Below are 26,500 nucleotides of genomic sequence, written 5' to 3' on the forward strand. Positions count from 1 at the left end.
CATTCATCGGACTCTCCCCGCTTCGGGGACCACGCTCAGCCACGCGTACCGGCGTCCAGCGCCGCACGGACCAGCGCGACCGCCCGCTCCGGCGCGACACCCAGGCGCCGCGCCTCGGCGGCGTACTCGGCGGCGGCCCGGTGCAGCCGGTCGGTGGCGTCGTCCCGGCCGGGGGCCACCACCGTGCCGTGCCGGCCGCGCGTCTCCACCAGCCCGGCGCCCTCCAGTTCCCGGTACGCCCGCGCCACGGTGTTCACCGCCAGCCCCAGGTCGGCGGCGAGCTGCCGCACGGCCGGAAGCCGGGTGCCCACCGGCAGCCGCCCGTCGCCGATGCGCGCGGCGAACTGCGCCCGCACCTGCTCGTACGGCGGCACCGCCGACTCGGCGTCGATCCGGATCCGCGCGCTCATCCCGCTCCCCCCGGTGTCCCCGGTTCCGTCTCCTCGTCGAGCACGTCCGCCTCCACGTCCACCTCCCGGGCACCGCCCTCGGCCAGGTCCACCACCCGGCCGTACCGGCTGGTGGCGGCGAGCGCGGCGCCGAAGAGCACCAGCTGGTTGAGCAGGTAGAGGTAGAGCAGCAGGCCCACGGCGGTGGCGACCACCGTGTACGCGGGGTTCCGCTCGGTGCGTACCACGTAGTAACGCCCCACGGTGTTCAGCAGGGTGATACCGACGGCGATGGTCAGGATCGCCGGGCGCAGCCGGCGCCGGCTCATCCGCAGCCGGGGCACTGCGAGCAGCAGCGCGGCGGCGAGCACGGCGTTGACGAGCACGCTCAGCAGCGCGCTGATCGTGGTCAGGCCCACCGAGCCGGTGCTGCGCAGCAGGAAGCGCAGCAGCGACTCCAGCGCGTCCACGGCGGCGACCGAGACGAACAGCAGCACGAAGACCGCCACCAGCACGCCCAGGTCGACAAGCCGCCGCACCACGAGGTTGCCGGGCTGCTGGTTGAAGCCGTACATCAGCCGCTGCGAGGAGCGGATCGCCTCCACCCAGCCGATGCCGGTGAAGACCAGGATGACCAGGCCGACCACGCCGACGGTGCTGCTGCTCTCGGCGATCTGCACCGGGTCGAGGAAGGGCAGGTTCTCCTCCAGGAAGTGGGCCGCGCCGCGGCTGACCTCCTCGTTGTCGCGCAGCACCGCGCCGAAGATCCAGTACGCGACGAGCGCGAGCGCGAACACGGCGAAGAAGCCGTAGTACGCGATGGCGGCGGCGAGCCGCCCGGCGAGCAGGTCGGCGTAGAGCGTCCCGGCCCGCCAGACGTGGTCGAAGACCGACGAGCGGCCCCGGGCCGCGTCGATGCGGCGCCCCACCGCCGCCTCGATCCGGCCGAAGACGTTCACCCCGTCATCCTCGCCGATCTCCGCCCGTGGCGGAGGGGCCCCGGCCGGTCGGATGTTCAGCTCCGGCCGCCGAGCCGGAAGTCGCGGCGGGGCTGCCACCGGGTCGCCCCGCTGTGCGAGAACAGCGTGAACGCGTCCACCTGGAACAACGCGGAGAAGTCGGCCAGGTCCTCGTACGCCCTGTCGAGCACCTCGGGCGGCACGTCCTGCGCCACAGTGACGTGCGGGTGGTACGGGAAGCGCAGCTCGCGCCGCAGCTCGGGGGCCGAGTTGATCGCGGCCGCCAGCAGTTCGCACTCGCTGATCCCGGCCGCCACCGCCACGAACACCACCTGGGTGACCGGGCGGAACGTGCCGGTGCCGCGCAGGTGCAGCGTGAACGGCAGGTGCGCGGCGGCGACCCGGTCCAGGTGCTCCTCGACGGCGGGCAGCGCGCGTACCGGAATCTCGGTGGGCCCGAGGAGGGTGACGTGCGCGGGGACGGCGAGCGGGTCGCCGGCCTCGACCCGGCGGCGGGTGAGCAGCCCGCCCCAGGGCTCGGGGACGTCGACCGCGATCCCGATCTGGATCGTGTCCGCGCCGCCCGGCGCCGTGTCACTGCCCGCCACGTCGCGCGCCACCCCTCCGGCCACCGGCTGCGTCACCCGTTCCCGCCCGTCCGGGCCGTTACTCGAACCGCACCGGCGGGAAGAAGCCGACCCGCTCGTACGCGTCCCGCAGCGTCCCGGCGGCCACCGACCGGGCCTTCTCCGCGCCCCGCGCCAGCAGCTTGTCGAGCTGGGCCGGGTCGTTCAGGTAGGCGTTCGTGCGTTCCTGGATCGGCGTGACGAACTCCCGCACCACCTCGGCGAGGTCCTTCTTCAGGTCGCCGTAGCCCTTGCCGTCGTACGCGGCGACCAGGTCGTCGACGGACCGGCCGGACAGCGCGGAGTAGATCGTCAGCAGGTTGGTGATGCCCGGCTTGCCCTCGGCGTCGAAGACGATCTCGCGGCCGGTGTCGGTGACCGCCGAGCGGATCTTCTTGGCCGACCGGGCCGGGTCCTCCAGCAGGTCGATGATGCCGGCCGGCGAGGACGACGACTTCGACATCTTGGCCGTCGGGTCCTGGAGGTCGGTGATCTTCGCGGTGTCCTTCACGATGTGTGGGGAGGGCACTGTGAAGGTGCGTCCGAACAGCGAGTTGAACCGCTGCGCCAGGTCGCGGGAGAGCTCCAGGTGCTGCCGCTGGTCCTCGCCGACCGGCACCGCGTTCGCCTGGTAGAGCAGGATGTCCGCGGCCTGGAGGATCGGGTACGTGAACAGGCCGACGCTGGCCCGCTCGCTGCCCTGCTTCTGCGACTTGTCCTTGAACTGGGTCATCCGGCCGGCCTCGCCGAAGCCGGTGATGCAGCCGAGCACCCAGGCCAGCTGCGAGTGCTCGGGCACCTGCGACTGCACGAACAGCGTGCTGCGCTCCGGGTCCAGGCCGAGCGCGAACAGCTGCGCGGCGGCGAGCCGGCTGCGGCGCTTGAGCACCAACGGGTCGTGCCCCGCGGTGATCGCGTGCAGGTCGACGACGCAGTAGTAGGCGTCGTGGCTGTCCTGCAACGCCACCCAGTGCCGCAGCGCGCCCAGGTAGTTGCCGAGGTGGAACGAGTCGGCCGTCGGCTGGATGCCGGAGAAGACGCGCGGGCGGGCGGGTACGTCGGACATGGCGGCAATTCTGTCAGCAAGCCCCGGCGTCCGTCATGACGGGCCGGTGGATCGGGCGGGTACGGGCGGAAGCGGACCGTTCACCTCACGCCGGGGCTCGGGCAGCCGCGCGGCGGAGACCGCCAGGCGGGACACCCGCCGGCCGTCGAGCGTGAGCACCCGCAGCAGCCAGCCCGCCGGATCGGCGGGGACCGATCCGGTGGCCGGGTCGACCGCCACCGGCACCTCGTCGCCCGCCACGGGCAGCCGGCCCAGAGCGGCCATCACGTACCCGCCCACCGTCTCGTACGGCCCGGCGGGCAGCGGCACCCCGGTGCGCTCGGCGAAGTCGGTCAGGTTGAGCCGGCCGTCGACGACCGCGGGCAGACCGGCGGGTTCCGGTTCGAGCGGGCCGTGCTCGTCGTCGCGGATCTCCCCGACCAGTTCCTCGACCAGGTCCTCGCAGGTGACGATGCCGGCGGTGCCGCCGTACTCGTCGACGACGACGGCCAGGTGGTGGCCCTCCCGGCGCATCTCGGTGAGCGCCGCCAGCACGCGCTTGCTGTCCGGCAGGCGCTTCACCTCCCGGATCAGGTCGCCGACCAGGAGCAGCCGGTCCGCGTCCGGGCGCAGCAGCACGTCCCGCAGGTGCACCAGGCCGACCACGTCGTCGTGGGTGCCGTCGACCACCGGGTAGCGGGTGTGCGGCTCGGCCCGGACCAGCCGCTGGGCCTGCGCCAGCGGGAGCGCCGCGCTGAGGAAGACCACCTCGGTGCGGGGCACCATCACCTCGCGGACGAGCCGGGCGCCGGCCACCAGCACCTCGTCGATGATCCGCCGCTCGTCCGGGTCGAGCAGCGTGTTCGCCGCGACCAGGTCACGCAGCTCGGCCTCGCTGATCCGTTCCCGCCCGGCGGTGGGGCTGGCCCCGAGCAGGGCGGTGACCAGGCGGGTGGCGCCGTCGGCGCCGCGCACCACGAGACGGGCCACGGTGCGGGCCAGCGGGCCGGGTTCGCGTCGGGGCCGCCCCGACAGTCGCCGCCGGGGCCCGGGACCACCACCCTCCCGCATGAGAAGGATGGTAGACAGCGGCCACCGTACGCTCGGCCCAATGTGCGGATCTGTTCAATCATGAAGGATTATGATGGAATAGAGGCGGACTCAACTCGACAGCCGCGACACAGCCCTCGGCCGTAGGGTGATCGCGGGACGGCCGCCGCGGGACGCGGCCCAGGCAGGAGGACCGACGTGAAACTGCTCGTCACCGGCGGCGCCGGCTACATCGGCAGCGTGGTGACCCGGATGCTGCTCGACCACGGCCACCAGGTGACCGTGCTGGACGACCTGCGCACCGGTCACCGGGAGGCCCTCGCCCCCGACGCCACCCACGTCGAGCTGCCGGTGCACGAGGTCGCCCGGGTGCTCACCCCCGACGCCGGGTTCGACGGCGTGCTGCACTTCGCCGCCCTCATCGCCGCCGGCGAGTCGATGATCCGCCCCGAGCTGTACTGGCACACCAACACGGTCGGCTCGATCGCGCTCATCGACGCGGTCCGCGCCGCCCGGGTGCCCCGGATGGTCTTCTCCTCCACCGCCGCCGTCTACGGCAACCCCACCGAGCTGCCCATCCCGGAGACCGCCGTCAAGGCGCCCACCAGCACCTACGGCGCCACCAAGCTGGCCGTCGACATGGCGCTCACCTCCGAGGCGATCGCGCACGACCTGGCCGCCGTCTCGCTGCGCTACTTCAACGTCGCCGGGGCGTACCTGCGCGACGGGCTGGCCATCGGCGAGCGGCACGACCCGGAGACGCACCTCATCCCGATCGCGCTCGACGTGGCCGCCGGACGGCGGGAGAAGCTCCAGCTCTTCGGCGACGACTACCCCACAGTCGACGGCACCTGCGTCCGCGACTACATCCACGTCGAAGACCTGGCCCGCGCCCACCTGCTCGCGCTGGACGCGGCCACCCCGGGCCGGCACCGCATCTACAACCTCGGCAACGGCAACGGCTTCACCAACCGGCAGGTGGTCGACGTGGTCCGCGAGGTCACCGGGCACCCGGTGCCGGTCGAGGTGGCCCCCCGCCGCGAGGGCGACCCGGCCGAGCTGGTCGCATCCTCCGCGCTGGCCCGCGACGAGCTGGGCTGGACGCCGGCCAAGCCCACCCTGCACGACATGGTCGGCGACGCCTGGGCGTTCTACCGGGCGCACGTCGCGGGACAGCCCTCATGAATGTCGCCGACCGCGCCACGGCCGGCTTCCGGCAGCGGTACGGCACCGAACCGGCGGGCCGCTGGGCGGCTCCCGGCCGGGTCAACCTGATCGGCGAGCACACCGACTACAACGACGGCTTCGTGCTGCCCTTCGCGCTGCCGCTGCGTACCGTGGTCGCCGCCGCGCCCGCCCTCGACGGACGCTGTACCGTCTGGTCGGAGCTGGATGGCGAACCGGTCGAGTTCGGCGCGGCGGAGGCCGACGAGCCCGGCCGGGTCGACGGCTGGGCCGCCTACGTGGCCGGGGTGGTGTGGGCGCTGCGCGCCGACGGCCACGACGTGCCGGGCGCGCGGCTCGCCGTCGCCTCCGACGTGCCGGTCGGCTCCGGGCTCTCCTCGTCGGCGGCGATCGAGTCGGCGGTGCTGGCCGCGCTGGTCGACCTCGGCGGGCTCGACCTGCCCGCCGGGCGGTGGCCGCGGCTCGCCCAGCGGGCCGAGAACGATTACGTCGGCGCACCCACCGGGATCATGGACCAGTCCGCGGTGATCCGCGGCCGGGCCGGGCACGCGCTGTTCCTCGACTGCCGCACCGAGGAGGTCGAGCAGATCCCGTTCGACCTGGACGGCGCCGGGCTGGCCGTGCTGGTGATCGACAGCCGGGCGCCGCACCGGCACGCGGACGGCGAGTACGCCGCTCGGCGCAAGAGCTGCGAGCAGGCCGCCGCGACGCTCGGGGTGACAGCGCTGCGCGACGTCGACGTGACCGGCCTCGACGCCGCGCTCGCACGCCTCGACGACGACGAGACCCGCCGCCGGGTCCGGCACGTGGTGACCGAGAACCAGCGGGTGCTCGACACCGTCGCGCTGCTGCGCGCCGGCCGGGTCCGCGACACCGGTCCGCTGCTGACCGCCTCGCACGCCTCCATGCGCGACGACTTCGAGATCACCGTGCCGGAGATCGACACCGCGGTCGAGGCGGCACTGTCCGCCGGGGCGTACGGCGCGCGGATGACCGGCGGCGGCTTCGGCGGCTGCGTGCTCGCCCTGGTCGACGCCGACGCCGCCGACGCGGTGGCGGCCGCCGTGACCGAGGCGTACGCGGAGCGCGGCTTCACCGCCCCCGGCACGCTCACGGTGCTCCCGGCCGGTGGCGTCACCCGCCTGGGCTGAGGTGTAAGGAAGGGCCCCTTATTAACGCCTGCGGTAGAGGAAGGGCCCCTTGTTAACAGCGCACTGTTAACAAGGGGCCCTTCCTTGCAACCCAGGGTCAGCCGGCCTCGACGATCATGCCGGCGCCGACCGTACGGTTCGTCGACTCGTCGATGATCACGAAGCCGCCGGTGGTGCGGTTACGGCGGTACTCGTCGGCCAGCAGCGGAACCGTGGTGCGCAGCCGGACCCGGCCGATCTCGTTGAGCTTCAGCTCACCGGCCGTCTCGTCGCGGTGCAGCGAGTTGATGTCCAGCCGGTAGTGCAGCCCGCGCACGATCGCCCGCGCCGAACGGGTCGTGTGCTTGATCGCGTACTTGCCGCCGACCTGCAACGGCCGCGTCTCGTCCATCCAGCAGATCATCGCCTCGATGTCCTGCACGGCCATCGGGGCGTTGTTCGGCCGGCAGATCATGTCGCCGCGGGAGATGTCCAACTCGTCGGTCAGCCGGACCGTCACCGACATCGGCGGGAACGCCTCGTCCACCGGGCCGTCCGCGGTCTCCACCGCGGCGATCCGGCTGGTGAAGCCCGACGGCAGCACCATGACCTCGTCGCCCGGCTTGAGCACGCCGGAGGCCACCTGACCGGCGTAACCCCGGTAGTCGGTGACGGTGGTGGACTGCGGCCGGATCACGTACTGCACCGGGAACCGCACGTCGACCAGGTTGCGGTCCGACGCGATGTGCACCCGCTCCAGGTGGTGCAGCAGCGACGGGCCCTCGTACCAGGGCATGTTCTCCGAGCGGGTGACGATGTTGTCGCCCTGCAGCGCAGACACCGGCACCACAGTCAGGTCCGGCACGTCGAGCTTCGCGGCGAACGCGGTGAACTCGTCCGCGATCCGCTCGTAGACCTCCTGCGACCAGTCCACCAGGTCCATCTTGTTCACGCACAGGACCAGGTGCGGCACCCGCAGCAGCGAGCAGAGGAACGCGTGCCGGCGGGACTGCTCCACCAGGCCCTTGCGCGCGTCCACCAGGATCAGCGCCAGGTCGGCGGTGGAGGCACCGGTGACCATGTTCCGGGTGTACTGGATGTGCCCCGGGGTGTCGGCGATGATGAACTTCCGCCGCGGCGTGGCGAAGTAGCGGTACGCCACGTCGATGGTGATGCCCTGCTCCCGCTCGGCGCGCAGGCCGTCGGTGAGCAGCGCCAGGTTCGTGTACTCGTCGCCCCGGGCCGCGCTGACCGCCTCGACGGCGGCGAGCTGGTCACTGAACAGCGACTTGGTGTCGTAGAGCAGACGGCCGATCAGCGTCGACTTGCCGTCGTCGACGCTGCCCGCGGTGGCGAACCGCAGCAGGTCCATCGGCCGCGCGGTCTCGCTCTCGGCCGGGGCCAGGGTCTCGACGCTCATCAGAAGTAGCCCTCTCGCTTGCGGTCCTCCATGGCGGCCTCGCTGACCCGGTCGTCGCCGCGGGTCGCGCCGCGCTCGGTGATCCGCGTGGCGGCCACCTCCTCGATCACCTTCTCCACCGTGTCGGCGTCCGAGCGGACCGCCGCGGTGCAGGAGGCGTCACCCACGGTCCGGTACCGCACCTGGGCCTTGAACGGCTGCTCACCGGCGCGCGCCCGGAAGAACTCGTTCACCGCGTAGAGCATGCCGTCGCGCTCGATCACCTCGCGCTCGTGCGCGTAGTAGATCGACGGCAGCGGGATCCGCTCCCGCTCGATGTAGTGCCAGACGTCCAGCTCGGTCCAGTTCGACAGCGGGAACACCCGGATCGACTCGCCCGGGTGGTGCCGGCCGTTGTAGAGCGCCCACAGCTCCGGACGCTGGTTCTTCGGATCCCACTGGCCGAACTCGTCGCGGAAGCTGAACACCCGCTCCTTGGCCCGCGCCTTCTCCTCGTCGCGCCGGGCGCCGCCGAACAGCGCGTCGAAGCGGTGCTTCTCCACCGCCTCCAGCAGCACCGGCGTCTGGATCCGGTTGCGCATGCCGTCGGCCGACTCGCGGACCAGGCCCTTGTTCAGCGCCTCCGGCACGCTCGCCACGATGAGCTGCAGGCCCAGCTCGGCCACCCGCTGATCGCGGTAGTCGAGCACCTCGGGGAAGTTGTGCCCGGTGTCCACGTGCATCACCGGGAAGGGGATGTTGGCCGGCGCGAACGCCTTCTGGGCCAACCGGAGCATCACGATCGAGTCCTTGCCGCCGGAGAACAGCAGCACCGGCCGTTCCATCTCGGCGACGACCTCGCGCATCACGAAGATGCTCTCCGCCTCGAGCGCGTCGAGGTGCGACACCTGGTACGCGGCGGGGGACGTCATGACACGAACTCGATTCGCACGGATCCGTACATCGGATTCCAGACCTTTCAGGTCGGACTCGTGAAGAAGAACGCTCAGGTTACCCGGAATGCCGCTGCAACGCTGCAAGCAACCGACTCGCGAGATCCTTGCGGCAGACCAGCAGATCCGGTAGGCGCGGGTCGGCCCCGTTGTATTTCAGCGCAGAACCGTCGATCCGGGAAGCATGCAGACCGGTGGCCGTCGCCACAGCGACCGGAGCGGCCGAATCCCACTCGTACTGACCGCCCGCGTGGATGTACGCGTCGACCTCACCCGTGACCACGGCGGCGATCTTCGCGCCCGCCGAGCCCATCGGAACCAGATGAGCGCCGACGTCCTCTGCCAGGTCGGTCAGGAAAACCGGCGGACGGCTACGGCTGGCCGCCAAGCGGATGACCCGCGCGCCGCCCCCGGTGGCCGCCTCCACTGTCATCGGCGGGTACGCCGGCGGGTGGTCCGTGCCGAGCACCCGGTGCTGGGCCGGCAGCGCCACCGCGCCCGCCACCAGACCGTGCGGCCGCGACGCGTTACGCGACCAGAGCGCCACGTGCACCGCCCAGTCCGCGCGCCCCTCCTCCGCGTACTCCCGGGTGCCGTCCAGCGGGTCGACGATCCAGACCCGGTCCGCGGTCAGGCGCGACAGCGCCGCGTCTGTCACCTCCGCCGTCCAGGCCAGCCGCGAGCCCTCGTCCTCCTCCGACAGCACCGCGTCCGCCGGCCGCCACTTCGCCAGCTCGGTGCGGATCAGATCGTGCGAGACCTTGTCGCCGGCCGACCGGAGCGCGCCCGCGTCGGCGAAGCCCATCTCCGCGCGCAGGGCCGTCAGCGCCTGACCGGCCCGGGACGCCAGCCACCGGGCGAACCCGCCGTCGATCATCGGAGGACTGCCCATGCTGCTCCCGTCACCCGCCTTCGCTCCCGTCGCCCGAGGCTACCGGCCGGGCTCCGCCCCGCCGCTCAACCCCCGTGGTACAGGTTCTGCGTCGGCTCCACGCCCTTCAGAACCACGGACTCCACCACGTCCGCCGCGCGGTCCACCAGGAACTCCAGCTCCTTGCGCTCCGACGAAGAGAAATCCGAGAGTACGTAGTCAGCCGGGTCCTGCCGGCCCGGCGGCCGGCCGATGCCGAACCGCACCCGCACGTAGTCCTTGGTGCCGAGCGACTTCGACATCGAGCGCAGGCCGTTGTGCCCGCCCTCGCCGCCGCCGCACTTCACCCGCACCTGCCCGTACGGGATGTCCAGCTCGTCGTGCACCGCGATCACGTGCGCCGGCGGGATCTTGTGGAACTGCGCCAGCCCGGCCACCGGACCGCCGGAGAGGTTCATGTACGTCAACGGCTTCAGCAGCACCAGCTTCGGACCGCCGAACCCCAGCCGCCCCTCCGCAGCCTCGGCCATCGCACGCTTGTGCCGCCCGAACTTCGCGCCCACCCGGGCCGCCAGCAGGTCGGCCACCATGAAGCCGACGTTGTGCCGGTTGCCCGCGTACTCCCGGCCGGGGTTGCCCAGGCCGACCACCAGCCACGGTCCCGCCTCGTCCATCACCCGACGCCCCTTCCCGCTCGCTCGCCCGACCAGCCGTCCCGATACGCCGACAGGCGCCCCCGGGAACCGGGGACGCCTGTCGCACAGCCTTGCGGACCGGTCAGGCCTCGGTCTTCGCCTCGGCCGGGGCCTCCTCGCCCTCGGCGGCCGGAGCGCCCTCGGCACCCTCGGCGGTCTCCTCGCCGACCTCGGCCTCGGCCTCCTCGGTGGCCTCCTCGACCTCGGGGAGGGTGGCCTCGAGCTGCTCGGCGGTCGGAGCGGCGGTCACCGAGGCGACAGCGGTCTCCTCGTCGGTGGCCAGCTCGACGCCGGCCGGCAGCTCGACGTCGGCGGCGGTGATCGTGGTGCCCGGCTCGGCGCCCTCGATCGACGCCTCCAGGTGGTCCGGCACCTTGGTCGCGTCGGCGGTCACCGACAGCGTGTCGTGGTCGTGCACGATCAGGGTGTCCTTCGCGGCCTCACCGGTCAGCTGGACCGGGACCTCGACGGTGACCTTCTCGCCACGGCGGACCAGCAGCAGGTCCACGTGCTCGAAGGTGTCCTTGATCGGGTCACGCTGGATCGCCTTCGGCAGCGCCAGCACCTGGGTGCCGTCGCTGACCTCGATCGCGAAGAGCTGGTTCGCGCCGCCCTTACGGATCGCGGCGGCGAACTCCCGCGCCGGAAGCGCGATGTGCTTGGGCTTCTCGCCGTGGCCGTACAGCACGGCGGGCACCTTGCCGGCCCGGCGGGTACGACGGGCACCACCCTTGCCGAACTCGGTACGGGGCTCGGCGCTGATCTTTACCTCGGACACGGGGAAACTCCTGATGCTTCGCTGCGGCGGCTTGTCGTCTGGCGGTGCTGGGGCGAGGGGCTCGCTGGGGCTAGGGTCATGAACGACCGCCCGGAGCACCGCGTCGATGACGGCGCCTCCGTGCGGTGCTTGTCAGCAGCCCGCCGGGCACCCTCGCCGTGGCAACCGCACCAGTCTACCCGAGGGAATTCCCGGCTCTCCGGCAGTCCCCCATATCACCGGCGGGGCGGTTCCGCAGGGCATCGGCCCGGTCGCCGGAGACTCCCCGGCGACCGGACCGGCGCGCTCAGCTCAGGCCACCGAACAGGGTGGTCACCGACCCGTCGTCGAAGACCTCCCGGATCGCCCGCGCCAGCAGCGGGGCGATCGACAGCACGGTCAGCTTGTCCAGCTGCTTCTCCGACGGCAGCGGCAGCGTGTTCGTCACGACGACCTCGCTGATCGGGCTGTTCTTCAGCCGCTCCGTCGCCGGGTCGGACAGCAGCGCGTGGGTCGAGGCGACCACGATCTCCGCCGCGCCCTGCTCCTTGAGGATGTCCGCCGCCTTGGTGATCGTGCCACCGGTGTCGATCATGTCGTCCACGATCAGGCACACCCGGCCCTCGACCTCACCGACCACCCGGTTCGCCACCACCTGGTTCGGCTTGAGCGGATCGCGGGTCTTGTGGATGAACGCCAGCGGGCAGCCGCCCAGCCGGTCGGTCCAGCGCTCGGCCACGCGCACCCGGCCCGAGTCCGGCGCGACCACAGTCATCGGCCGGCCCGCGTACTTGTGCTCCACGTACTCGGCCAGCACGTCCATCGCGAACAGGTGGTCCACCGGGCCGTCGAAGAAGCCCTGGATCTGCGCGGTGTGCAGGTCCACGGTCAGGATCCGGTTCGCGCCGGCGGTCTTCAGCAGATCGGCGATCAGGCGTGCCGAGATCGGCTCCCGGCCGCGGTGCTTCTTGTCCTGCCGCGAGTACGGGTAGAACGGCAGCACCACTGTGATCCGCTTGGCCGAGCCGCGCTTCAGCGCGTCGACCATGATCAGGGTCTCCATGACCCAGGTGTTCACGCCGTGCGTCACGGACTGCACCACGAAGGCGTCCGAACCACGGACCGAGTCCTTGTACCGTACGAAGATCTCGCCGTTGGCGAAGTCGTACGCGTCGGCCGGCGTCGGCGCGACGCCGAGCACCTCACCGATCTCCTTGGCCAGCTCCGGAAAACCCCTCCCGGAGAAGAGCATCAGGCTCTTGCGGTTTTCGGCGACGATGCTGCCCATGGGCCCGTCTGCTCCCGTATGTCGGTGGTACCCGGCGGCGGTGGGGCCGGGGACTGTTCGGTTGCAGTATGCCCCCGGTTCAGCGATCCACCCACGGCCCGGCGATCGCCGTGGAGTCAGTCACCTTCGCTTGCGGCGCCGCCCGTGTCCGACGCACCCTCACCGGCCCGCCGCGCCGCCTCCGCGGCATCCGTACCGGACCGCTTGCGCAGCACCCAGCCCTCCACGTTGCGCTGCTGACCGCGCGCCACCGCCATCGCGCCCGGCGGCACGTCCCCGGTGATCACCGAACCCGCAGCGGTGTACGCGCCGTCGCCGACCCGCACCGGCGCCACGAACATGTTGTCCGCTCCGGTACGGGCGTGACTGCCGATGGTCGTGTGGTGCTTGCGTACCCCGTCGTAGTTGACGAAGACGGTCGCCGCGCCGATGTTGCTGTGCTCGCCGATCGTCGCGTCGCCCACGTACGACAGGTGCGGCACCTTCGACCCGTCACCGATCGACGCCTTCTTGGTCTCCACGAACGTGCCGACCTTCGCCTTGCGGCCCAGCCGCGACTCCGGCCGCAGGTACGCATACGGGCCGACGCTCGCCTGCGGGCCCACCTCGGCGCCGAGCGCGTGGCTGCGCACGATGCTCGCGCCAGCGCCCACCACCGTGTCGACGAGCGTGGTGTCCGGGCCGACGAGCGCGCCCTCGCCGACCGTCGTGGCGCCCTGGAGCTGGGTGTTCTGGTCGATCACCGCGTCCCGCTCGACGGTCACGGTCACGTCGATCCAGGTGGTGTGCGGGTCGAGGATGCTGACCCCGGTCCGCATCCAGCCCTCGTTCACCCGGTCCCGCAGCAGCCGGCGCAGCGCGGCCAGCTCGACCCGGTCGTTGCAGCCGAGCGTCTCCACGTGGTCGGCGGCGCAGTGCACAGCCACCGGCTCCCCCGCGTCGCGCAGCAGCGCGAAGACGTCGGTCAGGTACTCCTCGCCCTGGTCGTTGTCGGTGGAGAGCTTGCCCAGCGCCTCCCGCAGCCGGGCCGCGTCGAACGCGTAGATGCCCGCGTTGATCTCCCGCAGCGCGCGCTGCTGGGGCGTGGCGTCGCGCTCCTCGACGATCTGCTCCAGCTGACCCTGCACGTCCCGCACGATCCGGCCCAGGCCGGTCGGGTCGGGCACCTCGGCGGCGAGCACGGTCGCCGCGGCGGCGGCGTCCTCGTGCGCCTCGACGAGCGCCTGGACCGTCTCCGGCCGCAGCAGCGGCACATCCCCGTTGATCACCACGACGGTGCCGGTGGCGTCCGGCACCGCGTCCAGCGCGATGCGGACCGCGTGCCCGGTGCCGAGCTGGCGCTCCTGGAGCACGGGCGTGGCGCCGGGGGCGACCTCGGACAGGTGCTCCCGGACCTGGTCGGCGCCGTGGCCGACCACGACCACGGTGCGGTCCGCGCCCAGCGGACCGGCCGCGGCGAGGACGTGACCGAGCAGGGTACGGCCGAGCAGCGGGTGCAGCACCTTGGGCAGGGACGACTTCATCCGCTTGCCCTCACCGGCGGCGAGCACGACAACGGTGCGGAGGTGGGGCTGGGACACGACGTGGCTCCCGTCGGGACGGCGACAGTCTCGCGGTCATGCTAACCAGACCAGCTGGCAGGTTGCCGCGTACCCCAAGAAGGGCGCCTATACCTGGAACTGCTCGGCCGCCAGGATTCGAACCTGAAACACAAGAACCAAAATCTTGGGTGTTGCCAGTTACACCACGGCCGAAGGGACGCAGACAGCTTAGCGGGTGTCGTCCACCTCGGGAGGTCTCGGATCGGGGGCAGAGGCCGCGACCATGCCCTCGACCACGCCGCTCATCCACAGGTACAGGTCGCGCGACCGCGGCACTCTCACGACGAGACATCCCCGGTAATCCGCCCCGACATTGGTTCGCGTGGTCCGGGGATGGTGTCTCTTCAACGTCGGCCGCTGGAAGCACCCGAAGTCCACGCCCAGCTCAGCCGCCCACCATCGACCGGCTGCCTCGGCGTCGGCGTTCTCGTGGATGGCCACGCGATATCTCAGCGCATGACGGCTGCGCCCTGTCGTCTCGACGAAGCGGACGAACAGTTCCACCAGGCGGATGTCGCTGTTGGTGAACGTCAGGTCGTATCGGGGGTTGCCCGGTTTACTCTTCGTGCCCTCGCACAGGTAGAGCACAGCGCCGACGAGTAGCAGTTCCCGCGACGCGAGCATCCCGACCCACTCGGCCGCCCGCCTCTGCGCCTCGCACTCGGCCGCCTCGCGCAGCGTTCGCTTCTCCGCCCAACTGAGCGCACGCCGCTCGCCGGCCACACGACGGCGTTGCGCCGCGGCCTCGGAGGAGACGTCGAGCGGGATGTGCCCCACCCAGCGATAGGCGGTCGACTTGGCGACGCCGAGCCGATCCGCGATCTCATCGACGGTGCAGCCCTCGTCGCGAAGCCGGTGCGCCGCGCCCGTCAGCGCCGCACGCCGGCCGCGGCCACCGGTGGAGTCCGACTGGTCACTCATCCCGCGCCTGCTCCACCGCGTGCCCGACTCCGGCCATCACGCCCTCGATGCGCCAGTAGAGCCGCCGGCTGCGAGGAACGGTGATCACCAGGCAGCCGTGGTAGTCCGCGCCGTTGTTCCGCCGCATCGTCGCCGGGTTGTGCCGTTTGAGGGTCGCCCGGCCGAACCGCTCCGGCGGAAGGGCCAGCCGTTCCACCCACCAGCGTTCCACCGCCGCGACATCGGCGGACTCGTGGATCAGGAGCCGATAGGCAGGCACGTCGCGTCCGATCCCACAGCAGGCCAGGAACGCGAGGAACAGGGCGAGCAGCCCGGGATCACTGTTGACGAACTCCAACCGGCCCTGGGGCCGCCAGGGCTTGGACTTGGCTCCCTCGCACCAGTAGATCGCCGCGCCCAGCATCAGCAGATCCCGCTCACCGAGACCGCCGACCACATCGGCGGCGCGCGCGTGCTCCGCGACCTGGGCGGCGTCCCGCGCCTCCCGGTACGCGCTCCAGCGTGCCTCCGTCATCGCCTTCGAGTGCTCGCGGCGCCGCTCCGCGGCCGCGTCGTCCGGGTCCAGCGGCAGGTGGCGCACCCACTGGTACGCGGTCGACTTCGCCACCCCGAGCTGCGCCGCGATCTGGTTGACCGACCGGCCCGCCGCGCGCAGCCGCAGGGCCTCGGCACGGGTGTCGTCCCGGGCTCGCGGCCGGCGGGTCCACTCCGGCGGCGGGACGCCGCGCAGCAGCGCGTACACCCGGTCGCGGCCGATGCCCAGGCGGGCCCGGATCTCGGCGACGGAGAGCTGCTCGTCTACGCGCAGGCGCCGCGCCTCGGCGGCGAGGGGGTCGGTCACCGGAGCATATTAGAACACCCGTACGACAGCAGCCGGTCTGACCAAGAGCGTCGCGCCTGGCAGGATGGACGGGTGACCGACGTATCCGGCAGCGACCGCGCCCGGCGGCGGCCCGTGCCGGCGGCGAAGCCCTCCCGGGTGCGGATGTCCGCGACGCAGCGGCGCGAGCAGTTGATCTCGATCGCCCGGCAGATCTTCGCCGAGAAGGGCTTCGACGCGACCTCGATCGAGGAGGTGGCGGCGCGCGCCAAGGTCTCCAAGCCGGTGGTCTACGAGCACTTCGGCGGCAAGGAGGGGCTCTACGCGGTGGTGGTGGACCGGGAGGTCCGCGCCCTGCTTGACCGGATCACCACGGCGTTGACAGCGGGCAACCCGCGGGAGCTGCTGGAGCAGGCCGCGCTGACGCTGCTGACCTACATCGAGGAGGAGACCAGCGGGTTCCGGGTGCTGGTCCGGGAGTCGCCGCTGATGTCGGCGACAGGCAACTTCAGCAGCGTGATGAACGACGTGGCGCACCAGGTGGAGCACATCCTGGCGGGCGAGTTCTCCATCCGGGGGTACGACCCGAAGCTGGCGGAGCTCTACTCCCAGGCGCTGGTGGGCATGGTGGCGCTGACCGGCCGCTGGTGGCTGGAGGTACGCAAGCCGCGCAAGGAGACGGTGGCGGCGCACCTGGTGAACCTGGCCTGGAACGGGTTGTCGCACCTGGAGTCGAAACCCGGGCCGATCCCCCGGGGCTGACGCCACGTCGGCGCAACAGCCGCTTCAGCGCTCACCGATGGGGTGGTAGCGGCGCTGCCGCTCCTCCTCGGCGTGCTCGGCGGTGCCGACCTTGTCGTAGAGGCCGGTGGCGAGCAGGACCAGCCCGAACAGCAGCGACACGATGACTGTCGACATCGAGAAGTTCAGGAAGTTCGCCGGGGTCTGGAGCACCGACATCATCAGGATGCCGGTGACCAGGAAGACCACGCCGGCGGTGAGGTTCATGTAGTGGCCGAGGTTGTCGCGGCGGGACGCCCCGATCAGCAGGACCGCGCCGAAGACCACGGAGACCAGCGAGAAGGCCAGGTTGGTACGCAGGCCGAGCGCCCAGTCGCTGTCCCGGCCGAACAGTCCTTCGCCCCAGGTCTGGAAGACGCCGAAGACGCCGAAGACCAGGATGTAGAGGCCGATGAGCCCGGACAGCACCCGGTAGAGCGGCCGCGCGGGGTGGTTCACCGGGAAGTGCGCCATGATGCCCTCCAGCCGTGTGACTGATTCGGGGCAATTGTCACCTGCGTTGTCCGGTCGCGTCCGGAAAACACCGAAGGCCCGGCGCAGCGCGCCGGGCCTTCGGTGAGAGACGGGATCAGAGCACCAGGCGGGCCTTCTGCCAGGCCTCGTGCTCGTCGTCGGAGCCGACCTTGCCGTACATGCCGACCATCAGGAGCACCAGCGCCAGGGTCAGGACCACGACGTCGGTCATGATCGAGAAGTTGAAGATGTTGGCGTCGGTCTGCAGGAACGCCAGCGCGGCCAGGCCGATCACCATCAGCGTGTAGGCCAGCCACTGGTTGATCGCCACGTCGAGGTTGCGGCCGATCGCCGTGCCGACCAGGATCACGACGCCGACCAGCACCGACAGCAGCGAGAACGCCATGTTGGTGCCCTGGCCGAGGATCTTGGTGTCGTCCTGGGCGAGGAAGTCGTTGCCGGCGCTGGCGATGATGCCGAGGCCGCCGAAGACGACGAAGTACAGACCAACGAGCCCGCCGATCGCCCGGTAGATCGGCCGCGCGGGGTGGTTGACGGGGGTGTGGGCCATCTCTGCGTCTCCAAAAGACCGTTCGGACGAGGGTTCCACAGGTGATTGTCCCGTACGCCGGTCAGTGACGCCGCACACCCCCCACCCCGGGCGGCAGGTCAGCCGCCCGGGAGCTCCTCGGCGAGGGACAGCCAGGTCTCCTCGGTGCGGTCCCGCTCGGCCCGTACCTCCTTGAGCTGGGCGTCCAGCTCGGCGACCCGGGCGTAGTCGGTGGCGTTCGCGGCGAGCTGCTCGTGCAGGCCCGCCTCCTTCTGTTCGAGCTTGGCGATCTGCCGTTCCAGCCGGTTGAGTTCCTTCTTCGCGACGCGTACCTCGGCCGCTGACATGCCCTCGCGCGCCGACGCCGCCGTGGCCGGGGTGAGATCGGCGGGTGCCGGGCCGCCGGCCGCGGCGGCGCGCGCGAGGTACTCGTCGACGCCGCCGGGCAGGTGCACCAGCCGGCCGTCGCCGAACATGCCGTACGCGACGTCGGTGACCCGCTCGATCAGGTAGCGGTCGTGGCTGGCTACCACGATGCTGCCGGGCCACGAGTCGAGCAGGTCCTCCAGCGCGGCGAGCGTGTCGGTGTCCAGGTCGTTCGTGGGCTCGTCGAGCAGGAGCACGTTCGGCTCCCCGGCGAGCAGCCGCAGCATCTGCAGGCGGCGGCGCTCGCCGCCGGACAGGTCGCTCACCGGGGTCCAGAGCCGCTTGTCGTCGAAGCCGAAGATCTCGGCGAGCTGGGCGGCGCTGATCTCCCGGTCGCCGAACTGCACACGCCGGGCCACCTCCTCGACGGCTTCCAGCACGCGCAGGTGGCCGGGGAGTTCGGCGAGTTCCTGGGACAGGAACGCGGGCCGGACGGTCTGCCCGGCGGCGAAGCGCCCGCCGTCGGGGCCGGTCACCCCGGCGAGCATCCGCAGCAGGGTGGTCTTGCCGGCGCCGTTGCGGCCGAGGATCGCGACCCGGTCGCCGGGCCCGACCTGCCAGGTGGTGTCGTGCAGGATCTCCTTCGGGCCGGCGTGCAGCCGGACGTGTTCGAGGTCGTACACCTGCTTGCCGAGCCGGGCGGTGGCGAGCCGCTGCAGCGACATGGTGTCGCGGGGTTCCGGCACGTCGGCGATGAGCGCGTTCGCCGCGTCGATGCGGAACTTGGGCTTCGAGGTGCGTGCGGGGGCGCCCCGGCGCAGCCAGGCGATCTCCTTGCGGAGCAGATTCTGGCGGCGGGCCTCGGTGGCGGCGGCGACGCGTTGCCGCTCGACGCGGGCCAGCGTCCATGCGGCGAAGCCGCCCTCGTACGCCCGGACGGTCTGGTCGGCGACCTCCCAGGTGGTGGTGCAGACGGCGTCGAGGAACCAGCGGTCGTGGGTGACCACGACGAGCGCGCCCTTGCGGGTGACGAGGTGCCGGGCCAGCCAGTCGACGCCGCCGACGTCGAGGTGGTTGGTGGGCTCGTCGAGGACGAGCAGGTCGGCGTCGCGGACCAGCAGCGCGGCGAGTGCGACGCGGCGGCGTTCCCCGCCGGACATCGGGCCGACCGGCGTGTCCAGGCCGAGGTGGGGCATGCCGAGGCCGTCGAGGATGGCGCGGACACCCGCGTCGCCGGCCCACTCGTGCTCGGCGCCCATGCTCTCGCCGAGCCAGGCGGTGCCGAGCACCACGTCCCGCACGGTCAGTTCGGGGGCGAGGTCCAGGCGCTGCGGCAGCCAGGCCACCCGCAGGTCGCGGCGGTGGGTGACGCGGCCGTCGTCGGGTTCCTCGGTGCGGGTGAGCAGGCGCAGCAGCGTCGACTTGCCGGCGCCGTTGAGGCCGACCACACCGACCCGGTCGGCGTCGTCGAGGCCGAGCGAGACGTCGGTGAGCAGCGGCCCCGCGGCGCCGTACCCCTTGGACACCCGGTCCAGGTTGACGATGTTGGCCACTGACCCACCCTTCACGACTCAGGCGTCCCGGGGGCCCGGGACGCCTGAGTCAAGGGTACGGGTCGTCAGACCACGCGGGCGCCGGCGACCGGACCGTGCGCGACGCGGGCCTCCCGGCACACCCCGGCGGCGGTGATCTCGGCGGCGATCCGGACGGCGTCGGCCTCGCCGGTGGCGAGGAAGACGCAGGTGGGTCCGGAGCCGGAGACGATGCCGGCGAGCGCCCCCGCGGCCTCGCCGGCCTTGAGCGTCTCGGCCAGCGAGGGGCGCATGGTCAGCGCGGCGTCCTGGAGGTCGTTGCCGAGCGTGGCGGCGAGCACCCGCGGATCGCGCTGGCGCAGCGCGGCGAGCAGCGCGTCGGTGCTGCCCAGCGGCGTGCCGGCGGCTCCGGCGTCACGCAGCCGGTCCAGTTCTCGGTACGCGGCCGGGGTGGACAGGCCGGCGTCGGCGATCGCCACCACCCAGTGCCAGGAGGTGGGGCGGGCCAGCACCGGGCTGACCGCCTCGCCGCGGCCGGTGCCGAGCGCGGTGCCGCCGTGGATGAGGAACGGCACGTCCGAGCCGAGGTCGGCGGCGATGCCGGCGAGTTCGTCGCGGGACAGCCCGGTGCCCCAGAGCGTGTCGCAGGCGACGAGCGCGGCGGCGGCGTCGGCGCTGCCACCGGCCAGCCCGCCGGCGAGCGGGATCTGCTTGCGCAGGTGCAGCCGGGCGTGCGGGGCGACGCCCGCGTAACCGGCCAGCGCGTGCGCGGCGCGCAGCGCCAGGTTGGTGTCGTCCAGCGCCAGCTCGCCGGCGCCCTCGCCCTCCATGGTGAGGGTGAGCGTGTCGCCGCGACGGGCGGTCAGCTCGTCGTAGATCGAGATCGCGTGGTAGACGGTGTTCAGCTCGTGGTAGCCGTCACGCCGCAGCGGTCCGACCCCGAGATGCAGGTTGACCTTGGCGGGCACCCGCACCTTGACCGGGCCGCTGGCCCCGCGCCGCTGCCCGTCCTCGTCCCCCGGTCGCCATGCCTCGGTCACCGGGTGGACTCCACCGGACGTGGGCGGATGTCGAACGGCTTCGGCACTGTCAGCTCCTCGGCGAGGGGTCGGGCAACGGCGCCAGCCTACTGCTCGCCGCCGGGGGCGTCCGGGGCCGACGCGGCGATGGCGGCGAACTGCTCGACGGTGAGCGATTCGCCCCGCGCGGACGGGTCCACGCCGGCGGCGGTGAGCGCGGCGGCGGCCCGGTCCGCGCCACCGGCCCAGCCGGCCAGGGCGGCGCGCAGCGTCTTGCGGCGCTGGGCGAACGCGGCGTCGACGACGGCGAAGACGGCCTTCCGGGGTACGTCCGGCCGGGGCGGCTCACGCCGGGTGAACGCGACCAGGCCGGAGTCGACGTTCGGCACCGGCCAGAACACGTTCGGCGGGACCTTGCCGGCTGCGCGGGAGCGGGCGTACCAGGCGAGTTTGACCGACGGGATGCCGTACACCTTGGAGCCGGGACCGGCGACGAGCCGGTCGGCGACCTCCTTCTGCACCATCACCAGGCCGTGGCGCAGTGTGGGCAGCTCGGCGAGCAGGTGCAGCACGACCGGCACGGCGACGTTGTAGGGCAGGTTCGCCACCAGCGCTGTGGGCGCCGGGCCGGCCAGGTCGTCGGCGGTGACCCGCAGCGCGTCGGCCGGATGGACGGTGAGCCGCTCGGCGGCCGTCCCGGCGAAGCGGGCGGCGGTCTCCGGCAGCGCGGCGGCGAGCGCCGGGTCGAGTTCCACAGCGTGCACGTGCGCGGCGACGGGGAGCAGGGCGAGCGTGAGCGAGCCGAGCCCGGGGCCGACCTCCAGCGCTACGTCGTCGGGGGTCAGCCCGGCGGTGGTGACGATCCGGCGCACGGTGTTGGGGTCGTGCACGAAGTTCTGGCCGAGTTTCTTGGTCGGCGTGACGCCGAGGCGCGCGGCGAGTTCCCGGATCTCCGCCGGGCCGAGGAGTCCGGTCACGCCCCGTAGCGTAAGCGCCCCCGCCCGCGGGGAAGGAAGGGCCCCTTCTTAACGCCTCGCGATATGGAGGGGCCCCTTCTTAACGCCACGGACCGAACGCGCTCAACGCCACGGGCCGAACGCTCGCTCACCGTTCGAGGAGAGGGCGGCGCAGAGGGCGTCCACGTCGGTGCCGGTGGTTTCGGCGAGGAAACGGACCGTGAGCGGGATCAGGTACGACGCGTTGGGCCGTCCCCGGTACGGCATCGGGGTCAGGTAGGGCGCGTCGGTCTCCACGAGCATCTGCGCGGGCGGGGTGACGGCTGCGGCCTCGCGCAGCGCGGCGGCGCTGCCGAACGTGACGGTGCCGGCGAAGCTGAGCAGGAAGCCGCGCCGGACGCACTCGCGGGCGAAGTCGGCGTCGCCGGAGAAGCAGTGCATGACCACGGTTTCCGGGGCGCCCTCGTCGTCGACGATGCGCAGCACGTCGGCGTGCGCGTCCCGGTCGTGGATGACGAGCGCCTTGCCGTGCCGCTTGGCGATGGCGATGTGCGCCCGGAAGCTCTCCTCCTGCGCGGCCCGCCCGTCGTCGCCGGTACGGAAGAAGTCCATCCCGGTCTCGCCGACGCCCCGGACCCGGTCCCGGCCGGCGAGGGTCTCGATCTCGCGCAGCGCCTCGTCCAGGTCGGCCAGCCGGGGCGCCTCGTTCGGGTGCAGCGCGACGGTGGCGAGCACCGGGGCGTACCGGTCGGCGACGTCGGCGCTCCACCGGGACGAGTCGACGTCCACCCCGACCTGGACGAGCCGGTCCACGCCGGCCCGGGCGGCGACGTCGATCGCGGCGGCCACCGGGTCGTCGCCGGTGGTGCCGCCGGGAGGCGTGCCGAACTCGCCGACGGTGATGTCGAGGTGGGTGTGGCTGTCCGGCACGGGTACGGGCAGCGGCTCGGGGGCGGGCGGGAACTCCCCGGCCCGGCGGGCGGCGCGCTGCTTGCGGGTCTCGGTCTGCTCGGTCATCGCGGCCAGCATCACACACCCGCCCGGGGCGGCGTTCCCGGACCGCCACCGGCTGTTCACATGCCTCACATCTGGCGGGCTTAGCGTCCTGGAGTGACAGTCACCGACCAGGCCGGCGGGCCCGCCTCCGACCGGGCCGGGTTGCGCGTGACGTACGGCGGCCGGGTGCATCCGGCGGAGGAGATCGCCCGGGGCGCGGCGTACGAGTTGTTCAGCGCCGACGAGGCGCCCGGTTTCGAGTGGTGTCCCCGGCCCGGCAACGGCTATCCGTGGCGCCGGTTCGTGCACGCGACCGAGGTGGACGCGGTGCACGGGGGCGCCGGTTCGGCCGACGACACGGACGCGCCGCTGCTGATGCCGGTGCACCGGGACCGGGGCTGGGCGTACGTACACCAGCTCAGCCAGCAGCCGGGCGCGGCGGCGGATCCGACGCTCGCCGCGGTGCGGGCGTCGGCGGTGATCCGGCCGGGTACCCGGATGGTGAAGGTGCTCTCCGCCCGGCAGCTCGCCGGGTACGTGCGGGGCGTGCTGCCGCACGGCTTCTGCTACCGGGAGCACGACGTCGCGCACCTGCGGACACCGGCCGGGATGGCGGTGCTGCGGGGCGACTCCGAGGGCGGCGACGTGGCGTACGCGGTGCGCTGGCGGGCCGCCGACCCGGCCGACTACGACGTGCCCGTGGGCCCGGCGCACCGGGGGCTCATGGCGTTGCCGCCCCGGGACCGGCTCGGGCCGCCGGTGCTGGGTACCGGGTTCGTGCCGAGCAGCGCGCAGCTCGTACCGGAGTTCGTCACCCGGGAGTTCGCCGACCTGCCGATGCCGGCGAACGCCACCCTGCTCGCCTACCCGGCCGACGGGGTGGAGGTGGTCCTCTACACCTACCAGGCGGAGCAGCGGGGCTGGCTGCGCCTGGCTGGCCCGCAGTGGCGGCACCTGCTCGCCGCGGTGCCGGGTCTCTCCGCCGACCAGGAGTACGTGCCGACCGGTGAGGCGCCGCGCTCCACCCGGCTGGTCGGCGCGTACGCGGGGTCGGAGTACGAGGCGGTGGCCGACCAGCCGGGCGGGTTCCGGGTGCTGGCGATGACCCGGGCGGCCCGGTACCCGGTGGACGCGGCGGCCCGGCGGGTGCGCACGGCGGCCTGGCGCGGGGTGCCGTGCCTGGTGCTGCGGGAGGAGGGCGGCTGGCTGCGGTTGCGGCTGCGCCGCCCGGATCCGGACGGGGTGGCCGCGACCGGCGCGCAGTGTCTGGAACGCGGCGTGTACGAGGTCTGGGCGCCCGGCGCCGAGCTGGCCGACGACCGGGTGGTGGACCTGCCCTATCCGGCCCGACACGAATAGACGAGGGCAGGTTGGGAAGGCGTGGGGTGTCCGAGAAACCCGCGCGAGGGGGAATCCCGACATGCCTTTCGTCACCGTCGGTACGGAGAACTCCGCACCCATCGACCTGTACTACGAGGATCACGGTTCCGGTCAGCCGATCGTGCTGATCCACGGTTTCCCGTTCAACGGGGCGACCTGGGAGAAGGTGAGCGGTCCGCTGCTGGACGCCGGATACCGGGTGATCACGTACGACAGGCGTGGATTCGGCAACTCCGCGCAGCCGGCCATGGGCTACGACTACGACACGTTCTCCGCCGACCTCGACGTGCTGATGACCGAACTGGACCTGCGGAACGCGATCCTGGTCGGGCACTCCATGGGCACCGGTGAGGTGACCCGCTATCTGGGCGCGTACGGGTCGGACCGGGTGGACCGGGCGGTCCTGATGGCCCCGTTGGCGCCGTACCTGCTCAAGGCGCCCGACGACCCGGAGGGCGTCGACAAGAGCATGTTCGACGGGTTCCAGAAGGCGATCATCCAGGACCGGTTCGCCTACCTGACCCAGTTCTGCGACGCGTTCTTCAACGCCAGCGAGAACCGGGGGACGCTGGTCAGCGACGAGGCGTACCACGCGCACTGGCAGATCGGCGCGCAGGCGTCGGCCAAGGGCACCCACGACTCGGTGGACGCCTGGCAGACCGACTTCCGCGGTGACCTGCCGAACATCAACGTGCCGGTGCTGATCATCCAGGGCGACAAGGACAACGTGCTGCCGTACCCGGTGACGGGCCAGCGGCTGGTGAACATGCTGTCCGACGCCAAGCTGGTCACGCTGAAGGGTGCGCCGCACGGCACGCCGTGGACCCATCCCACCGAGGTCAACAAGGCCATCATGGAGTTCATCGGCAAGCCGAGCATGGCCCGCGCCTGACCGGCGCGCACGACCGCGGCCCGGGGAGAGATCCCCGGGCCGCGGTTCGCGCGCGTGTTCAGCCGGCCAGGCGGGCCAGCTCCTCCTCGACGATGGACGGGTCGAGCTTGCGGAACACCGGCTTCGGCGCCGCGAGCGGCCGGCCCACTTCCAGGGGTACGGACTCCCAGCGCGCCCCGACCGTGTAGTCACCGGTCAGCACCGGGTACGACGGCCCGCCGTCGAGGTCGTCGACCTCCTCGATGACGGGCATCGGCGCGTGCACGCCGGTGCCGCCGAGCAGCTCGTGGATCTTCTGGGCGGAGTGCGGCAGGAACGGGGTGAGCAGCGTGTTGGCGTCGCTGACCACCTGGAGCGCGACGTGCAGGACGGTGCCCATGCGGGGCTTCTCGTCCTCGCCCTTGAGCTTCCAGGGCGCCTGCTCGGAGAGGTACTTGTTGGCCTCGGCGACGACCTTCATGGCCTCGCCGATGGCCTGCTTCTGCCGGTGCCGGGCGATCAGGTCGCCGACGGTGGCGAAGCCGGCCTTCGCGATGTCCAGCAGCGCCTGGTCGGCCTCGGTGAGCCCGGCCGGGTCGACCGGCGGGATCGCGCCGAAGTTCTTCGCCGCCATGGACACGGACCGGTTGACCAGGTTGCCCCAGCCGGCGACCAGTTCGTCGTTGTTGCGGCGCAGGAACTCGGCCCAGGTGAAGTCGGTGTCGTTGCTCTCCGGGCCGGCCACCGCGATGAAGTACCGCAGCGCGTCGGCGTCGTAGCGCTCCAGGAAGTCCCGGACGTAGATGACCACCTTGCGGGAGGAGGAGAACTTCCGGCCCTCCATGGTCAGGTACTCGCTGGAGACGACCTCGGTGGGCAGGTTGAGCCGGCCCAGCTCGCCCGGTTCGCCGTCGCGGGCGCCCTCACCGGAGTAGCCGCCGAGCAGCGCCGGCCAGATCACCGAGTGGAAGACGATGTTGTCCTTGCCCATGAAGTAGTAGGAGCGGGCGTCCTTCCCCTCCCCGTCCGCCGACCACCACTTGCGCCAGGCCTCCGGGTCGCCGGTGCGCCGGGCCCACTCGATGGACGCGGACAGGTAGCCGATGACCGCGTCGAACCAGACGTAGATCCGCTTGTCCGGGCGGTCACGCCAGTCGTCGAGCGGGATCGGCACGCCCCACTCCAGGTCGCGGGTGATGGCCCGGGGCTGGAGGTCGTCGAGCAGGTTGCGGGAGAACCGCAGTACGTTCGGGCGCCAGCCGTCGCGGGTGTCCAGCCACTGCCGCAACGCGTCGGCCAGGGCGGGCAGGTCGAGGAAGAAGTGCTCGGTCTCGACGAACTCCGGGGTCTCCCCGTTGATCTTCGACTTGGGGTCGATCAGGTCGATCGGGTCGAGCTGGTTGCCGCAGTTGTCGCACTGGTCGCCGCGCGCGCTGTCGTAGCCGCAGATCGGGCAGGTGCCCTCGATGTAGCGGTCGGGCAGCGTCCGGCCGGTGGACGGGGAGATCGCCCCGATGGTGACCTTCGGGACGATGTAGCCGTTGCGGTGCAGCCCGGTGAACAGCTCCTGCACCACCGCGTAGTGGTTGCGCGTGGTGGTGCGGGTGAACAGGTCGTACGACAGGCCCAGCGCCCGCAGGTCCTCGGCGATCACCCGGTTGTAGCGGTCGGCCAGCTCGCGCGGGGTGACCCCCTCGGCGTCGGCCTGCACCTGGATCGGGGTGCCGTGTTCGTCGGTGCCGGAGACCATGAGCACGTCGTGACCGGCCATCCGCATGTACCGGGAGAAGACGTCGGAGGGAACGCCGAATCCGGATACGTGGCCGATGTGGCGCGGGCCGTTGGCGTAGGGCCAGGCGACCGCGGCGAGAACGTGACTCATGAGCA

25 protein-coding genes, 1 tRNA gene and 1 pseudogene are annotated in these 26,500 nt (G+C 72.2%); 5 read left to right on the forward strand and 22 right to left on the reverse strand.

Annotated features, from left to right (window positions below; all coding sequences use genetic code 11):
* Positions 1 to 35 precede the first annotated feature (35 nt).
* The 5 genes from FHX31_RS26365 to FHX31_RS26385 are packed head-to-tail and all read right to left on the reverse strand — an operon-like array spanning position 36 to position 4,090.
* Positions 36 to 410, reverse strand: coding sequence for a GntR family transcriptional regulator (locus FHX31_RS26365; protein WP_013283968.1), 375 nt, complete (start codon positions 408 to 410; stop codon positions 36 to 38).
* Positions 407 to 1,348: a YhjD/YihY/BrkB family envelope integrity protein gene (locus FHX31_RS26370; protein ID WP_013283967.1), complete on the reverse strand. Its 942-nt coding sequence runs from the start codon at positions 1,346 to 1,348 to the stop codon at positions 407 to 409. The genes FHX31_RS26365 and FHX31_RS26370 overlap by 4 nt, the downstream gene beginning before the upstream one ends.
* Positions 1,349 to 1,404: 56 nt before the next feature.
* Positions 1,405 to 1,992 (reverse strand): 2'-5' RNA ligase family protein, encoded by a 588-nt coding sequence (locus tag FHX31_RS26375; RefSeq protein WP_013283966.1) that lies wholly within the window; start codon positions 1,990 to 1,992, stop codon positions 1,405 to 1,407.
* A 22-nt stretch (positions 1,993 to 2,014) separates the two neighbouring features.
* Positions 2,015 to 3,040, reverse strand: a complete 1,026-nt coding sequence (gene trpS / locus FHX31_RS26380; RefSeq protein ID WP_013283965.1) for a tryptophan--tRNA ligase — start codon at positions 3,038 to 3,040, stop codon at positions 2,015 to 2,017.
* 33 nt (positions 3,041 to 3,073) lie between these two features.
* Positions 3,074 to 4,090 carry a hemolysin family protein gene (locus FHX31_RS26385; RefSeq protein WP_184977373.1) on the reverse strand — a complete coding sequence of 339 codons (1,017 nt, stop codon included), beginning with the start codon at positions 4,088 to 4,090 and terminating at the stop codon, positions 3,074 to 3,076.
* A gap of 177 nt (positions 4,091 to 4,267) precedes the next feature.
* Between FHX31_RS26385 and galE the strand changes: the two genes are divergently transcribed.
* Positions 4,268 to 5,254, forward strand: coding sequence for a UDP-glucose 4-epimerase GalE (galE, locus tag FHX31_RS26390; protein ID WP_184977374.1), 987 nt, complete (start codon positions 4,268 to 4,270; stop codon positions 5,252 to 5,254).
* Complete coding sequence (gene galK / locus FHX31_RS26395) at positions 5,251 to 6,405, forward strand: galactokinase (RefSeq protein WP_184977375.1); 1,155 nt, start codon at positions 5,251 to 5,253, stop codon at positions 6,403 to 6,405. The genes galE and galK overlap by 4 nt, the downstream gene beginning before the upstream one ends.
* 97 nt (positions 6,406 to 6,502) lie before the next feature.
* Here galK and FHX31_RS26400 read toward each other — a convergent pair whose 3' ends face one another.
* The 10 genes and pseudogenes from FHX31_RS26400 to FHX31_RS26445 form a co-directional block, all read right to left on the reverse strand.
* Positions 6,503 to 7,804 carry a sulfate adenylyltransferase subunit 1 gene (locus FHX31_RS26400; RefSeq protein WP_013283961.1) on the reverse strand — a complete coding sequence of 434 codons (1,302 nt, stop codon included), beginning with the start codon at positions 7,802 to 7,804 and terminating at the stop codon, positions 6,503 to 6,505.
* Positions 7,804 to 8,715 (reverse strand): sulfate adenylyltransferase subunit CysD, encoded by a 912-nt coding sequence (gene cysD, locus FHX31_RS26405; RefSeq protein WP_013283960.1) that lies wholly within the window; start codon positions 8,713 to 8,715, stop codon positions 7,804 to 7,806. The genes FHX31_RS26400 and cysD overlap by 1 nt, the downstream gene beginning before the upstream one ends.
* Before the next feature lie 79 nt (positions 8,716 to 8,794).
* Positions 8,795 to 9,628 carry an inositol monophosphatase family protein gene (locus FHX31_RS26410; protein WP_013283959.1) on the reverse strand — a complete coding sequence of 278 codons (834 nt, stop codon included), beginning with the start codon at positions 9,626 to 9,628 and terminating at the stop codon, positions 8,795 to 8,797.
* A gap of 65 nt (positions 9,629 to 9,693) precedes the next feature.
* Positions 9,694 to 10,284, reverse strand: a complete 591-nt coding sequence (gene pth / locus FHX31_RS26415; protein WP_041798792.1) for an aminoacyl-tRNA hydrolase — start codon at positions 10,282 to 10,284, stop codon at positions 9,694 to 9,696.
* A gap of 100 nt (positions 10,285 to 10,384) precedes the next feature.
* Positions 10,385 to 11,080 carry a 50S ribosomal protein L25/general stress protein Ctc gene (locus FHX31_RS26420; protein ID WP_013283957.1) on the reverse strand — a complete coding sequence of 232 codons (696 nt, stop codon included), beginning with the start codon at positions 11,078 to 11,080 and terminating at the stop codon, positions 10,385 to 10,387.
* A 286-nt stretch (positions 11,081 to 11,366) separates the two neighbouring features.
* Complete coding sequence (locus tag FHX31_RS26425; RefSeq protein ID WP_013283956.1) at positions 11,367 to 12,347, reverse strand: ribose-phosphate diphosphokinase; 981 nt, start codon at positions 12,345 to 12,347, stop codon at positions 11,367 to 11,369.
* Positions 12,348 to 12,403: 56 nt separating this feature from the next.
* A pseudogene (gene glmU / locus FHX31_RS26430) lies at positions 12,404 to 13,927 on the reverse strand (bifunctional UDP-N-acetylglucosamine diphosphorylase/glucosamine-1-phosphate N-acetyltransferase GlmU); the annotation flags it as partial.
* 102 nt (positions 13,928 to 14,029) lie between these two features.
* Positions 14,030 to 14,101: transfer RNA gene (locus FHX31_RS26435), tRNA-Gln, on the reverse strand.
* A 15-nt stretch (positions 14,102 to 14,116) separates the two neighbouring features.
* On the reverse strand, positions 14,117 to 14,869 hold the full coding sequence (locus FHX31_RS26440; RefSeq protein ID WP_184977376.1) for a resolvase: 753 nt from the start codon (positions 14,867 to 14,869) through the stop codon (positions 14,117 to 14,119).
* Complete coding sequence (locus FHX31_RS26445) at positions 14,862 to 15,710, reverse strand: helix-turn-helix domain-containing protein (RefSeq protein ID WP_184977377.1); 849 nt, start codon at positions 15,708 to 15,710, stop codon at positions 14,862 to 14,864. The genes FHX31_RS26440 and FHX31_RS26445 overlap by 8 nt, the downstream gene beginning before the upstream one ends.
* Before the next feature lie 72 nt (positions 15,711 to 15,782).
* Between FHX31_RS26445 and FHX31_RS26450 the strand changes: the two genes are divergently transcribed.
* Positions 15,783 to 16,451 (forward strand): TetR/AcrR family transcriptional regulator, encoded by a 669-nt coding sequence (locus tag FHX31_RS26450; RefSeq protein WP_013473950.1) that lies wholly within the window; start codon positions 15,783 to 15,785, stop codon positions 16,449 to 16,451.
* 24 nt (positions 16,452 to 16,475) lie between these two features.
* Here the strand turns inward: FHX31_RS26450 and FHX31_RS26455 are convergent, their stop codons facing one another.
* The 6 genes from FHX31_RS26455 to FHX31_RS26480 form a co-directional block, all read right to left on the reverse strand.
* Complete coding sequence (locus FHX31_RS26455) at positions 16,476 to 16,943, reverse strand: DUF4383 domain-containing protein (protein ID WP_013283951.1); 468 nt, start codon at positions 16,941 to 16,943, stop codon at positions 16,476 to 16,478.
* A gap of 115 nt (positions 16,944 to 17,058) precedes the next feature.
* On the reverse strand, positions 17,059 to 17,514 hold the full coding sequence (locus tag FHX31_RS26460) for a DUF4383 domain-containing protein (RefSeq protein ID WP_184977378.1): 456 nt from the start codon (positions 17,512 to 17,514) through the stop codon (positions 17,059 to 17,061).
* Between the two features lie 98 nt (positions 17,515 to 17,612).
* On the reverse strand, positions 17,613 to 19,412 hold the full coding sequence (locus tag FHX31_RS26465) for an ABC-F family ATP-binding cassette domain-containing protein (RefSeq protein WP_071096867.1): 1,800 nt from the start codon (positions 19,410 to 19,412) through the stop codon (positions 17,613 to 17,615).
* A 65-nt stretch (positions 19,413 to 19,477) separates the two neighbouring features.
* Positions 19,478 to 20,431 (reverse strand): 4-(cytidine 5'-diphospho)-2-C-methyl-D-erythritol kinase, encoded by a 954-nt coding sequence (locus FHX31_RS26470; protein ID WP_013283948.1) that lies wholly within the window; start codon positions 20,429 to 20,431, stop codon positions 19,478 to 19,480.
* A gap of 86 nt (positions 20,432 to 20,517) precedes the next feature.
* Positions 20,518 to 21,387 (reverse strand): 16S rRNA (adenine(1518)-N(6)/adenine(1519)-N(6))-dimethyltransferase RsmA, encoded by an 870-nt coding sequence (rsmA, locus tag FHX31_RS26475; protein WP_013283947.1) that lies wholly within the window; start codon positions 21,385 to 21,387, stop codon positions 20,518 to 20,520.
* Between the two features lie 102 nt (positions 21,388 to 21,489).
* Entirely contained in the window at positions 21,490 to 22,395 is a 906-nt protein-coding gene (locus FHX31_RS26480; protein WP_091330237.1) for a TatD family hydrolase, read from the reverse strand.
* Between the two features lie 81 nt (positions 22,396 to 22,476).
* On the opposite strand from FHX31_RS26480, the gene FHX31_RS26485 reads away from it, so the two are divergent.
* Positions 22,477 to 23,721 (forward strand): hypothetical protein, encoded by a 1,245-nt coding sequence (locus FHX31_RS26485; protein ID WP_184977379.1) that lies wholly within the window; start codon positions 22,477 to 22,479, stop codon positions 23,719 to 23,721.
* Between the two features lie 61 nt (positions 23,722 to 23,782).
* Positions 23,783 to 24,634 carry an alpha/beta fold hydrolase gene (locus tag FHX31_RS26490; protein ID WP_013473944.1) on the forward strand — a complete coding sequence of 284 codons (852 nt, stop codon included), beginning with the start codon at positions 23,783 to 23,785 and terminating at the stop codon, positions 24,632 to 24,634.
* A 58-nt stretch (positions 24,635 to 24,692) separates the two neighbouring features.
* Here FHX31_RS26490 and metG read toward each other — a convergent pair whose 3' ends face one another.
* A complete protein-coding gene (gene metG, locus FHX31_RS26495; RefSeq protein WP_013473943.1) occupies positions 24,693 to 26,495 on the reverse strand; it encodes a methionine--tRNA ligase in 1,803 nt (600 codons plus the stop codon).
* Between the last annotated feature and the right edge of the window lie 5 nt (positions 26,496 to 26,500).

The sequence above is a fragment of the Micromonospora sp. CNZ286 genome (genome assembly GCF_014207755.1).

Coding starts and splice junctions, on each gene's coding strand:
- FHX31_RS26365 (WP_013283968.1), bottom strand. CDS start 410: ATGAGCGCGCGGATCCGGATCGACGCCGAGTCGGCGGTGCCGCCGTAC.
- trpS (WP_013283965.1), bottom strand. CDS start 3,040: ATGTCCGACGTACCCGCCCGCCCGCGCGTCTTCTCCGGCATCCAGCCG.
- FHX31_RS26385 (WP_184977373.1), bottom strand. CDS start 4,090: ATGCGGGAGGGTGGTGGTCCCGGGCCCCGGCGGCGACTGTCGGGGCGG.
- galK (WP_184977375.1), top strand. CDS start 5,251: ATGAATGTCGCCGACCGCGCCACGGCCGGCTTCCGGCAGCGGTACGGC.
- FHX31_RS26400 (WP_013283961.1), bottom strand. CDS start 7,804: ATGAGCGTCGAGACCCTGGCCCCGGCCGAGAGCGAGACCGCGCGGCCG.
- cysD (WP_013283960.1), bottom strand. CDS start 8,715: ATGACGTCCCCCGCCGCGTACCAGGTGTCGCACCTCGACGCGCTCGAG.
- FHX31_RS26410 (WP_013283959.1), bottom strand. CDS start 9,628: ATGGGCAGTCCTCCGATGATCGACGGCGGGTTCGCCCGGTGGCTGGCG.
- FHX31_RS26425 (WP_013283956.1), bottom strand. CDS start 12,347: ATGGGCAGCATCGTCGCCGAAAACCGCAAGAGCCTGATGCTCTTCTCC.
- FHX31_RS26440 (WP_184977376.1), bottom strand. CDS start 14,869: ATGAGTGACCAGTCGGACTCCACCGGTGGCCGCGGCCGGCGTGCGGCG.
- FHX31_RS26455 (WP_013283951.1), bottom strand. CDS start 16,943: ATGGCGCACTTCCCGGTGAACCACCCCGCGCGGCCGCTCTACCGGGTG.
- FHX31_RS26460 (WP_184977378.1), bottom strand. CDS start 17,514: ATGGCCCACACCCCCGTCAACCACCCCGCGCGGCCGATCTACCGGGCG.
- FHX31_RS26480 (WP_091330237.1), bottom strand. CDS start 22,395: ATGCTGGCCGCGATGACCGAGCAGACCGAGACCCGCAAGCAGCGCGCC.
- FHX31_RS26490 (WP_013473944.1), top strand. CDS start 23,783: ATGCCTTTCGTCACCGTCGGTACGGAGAACTCCGCACCCATCGACCTG.
- metG (WP_013473943.1), bottom strand. CDS start 26,495: ATGAGTCACGTTCTCGCCGCGGTCGCCTGGCCCTACGCCAACGGCCCG.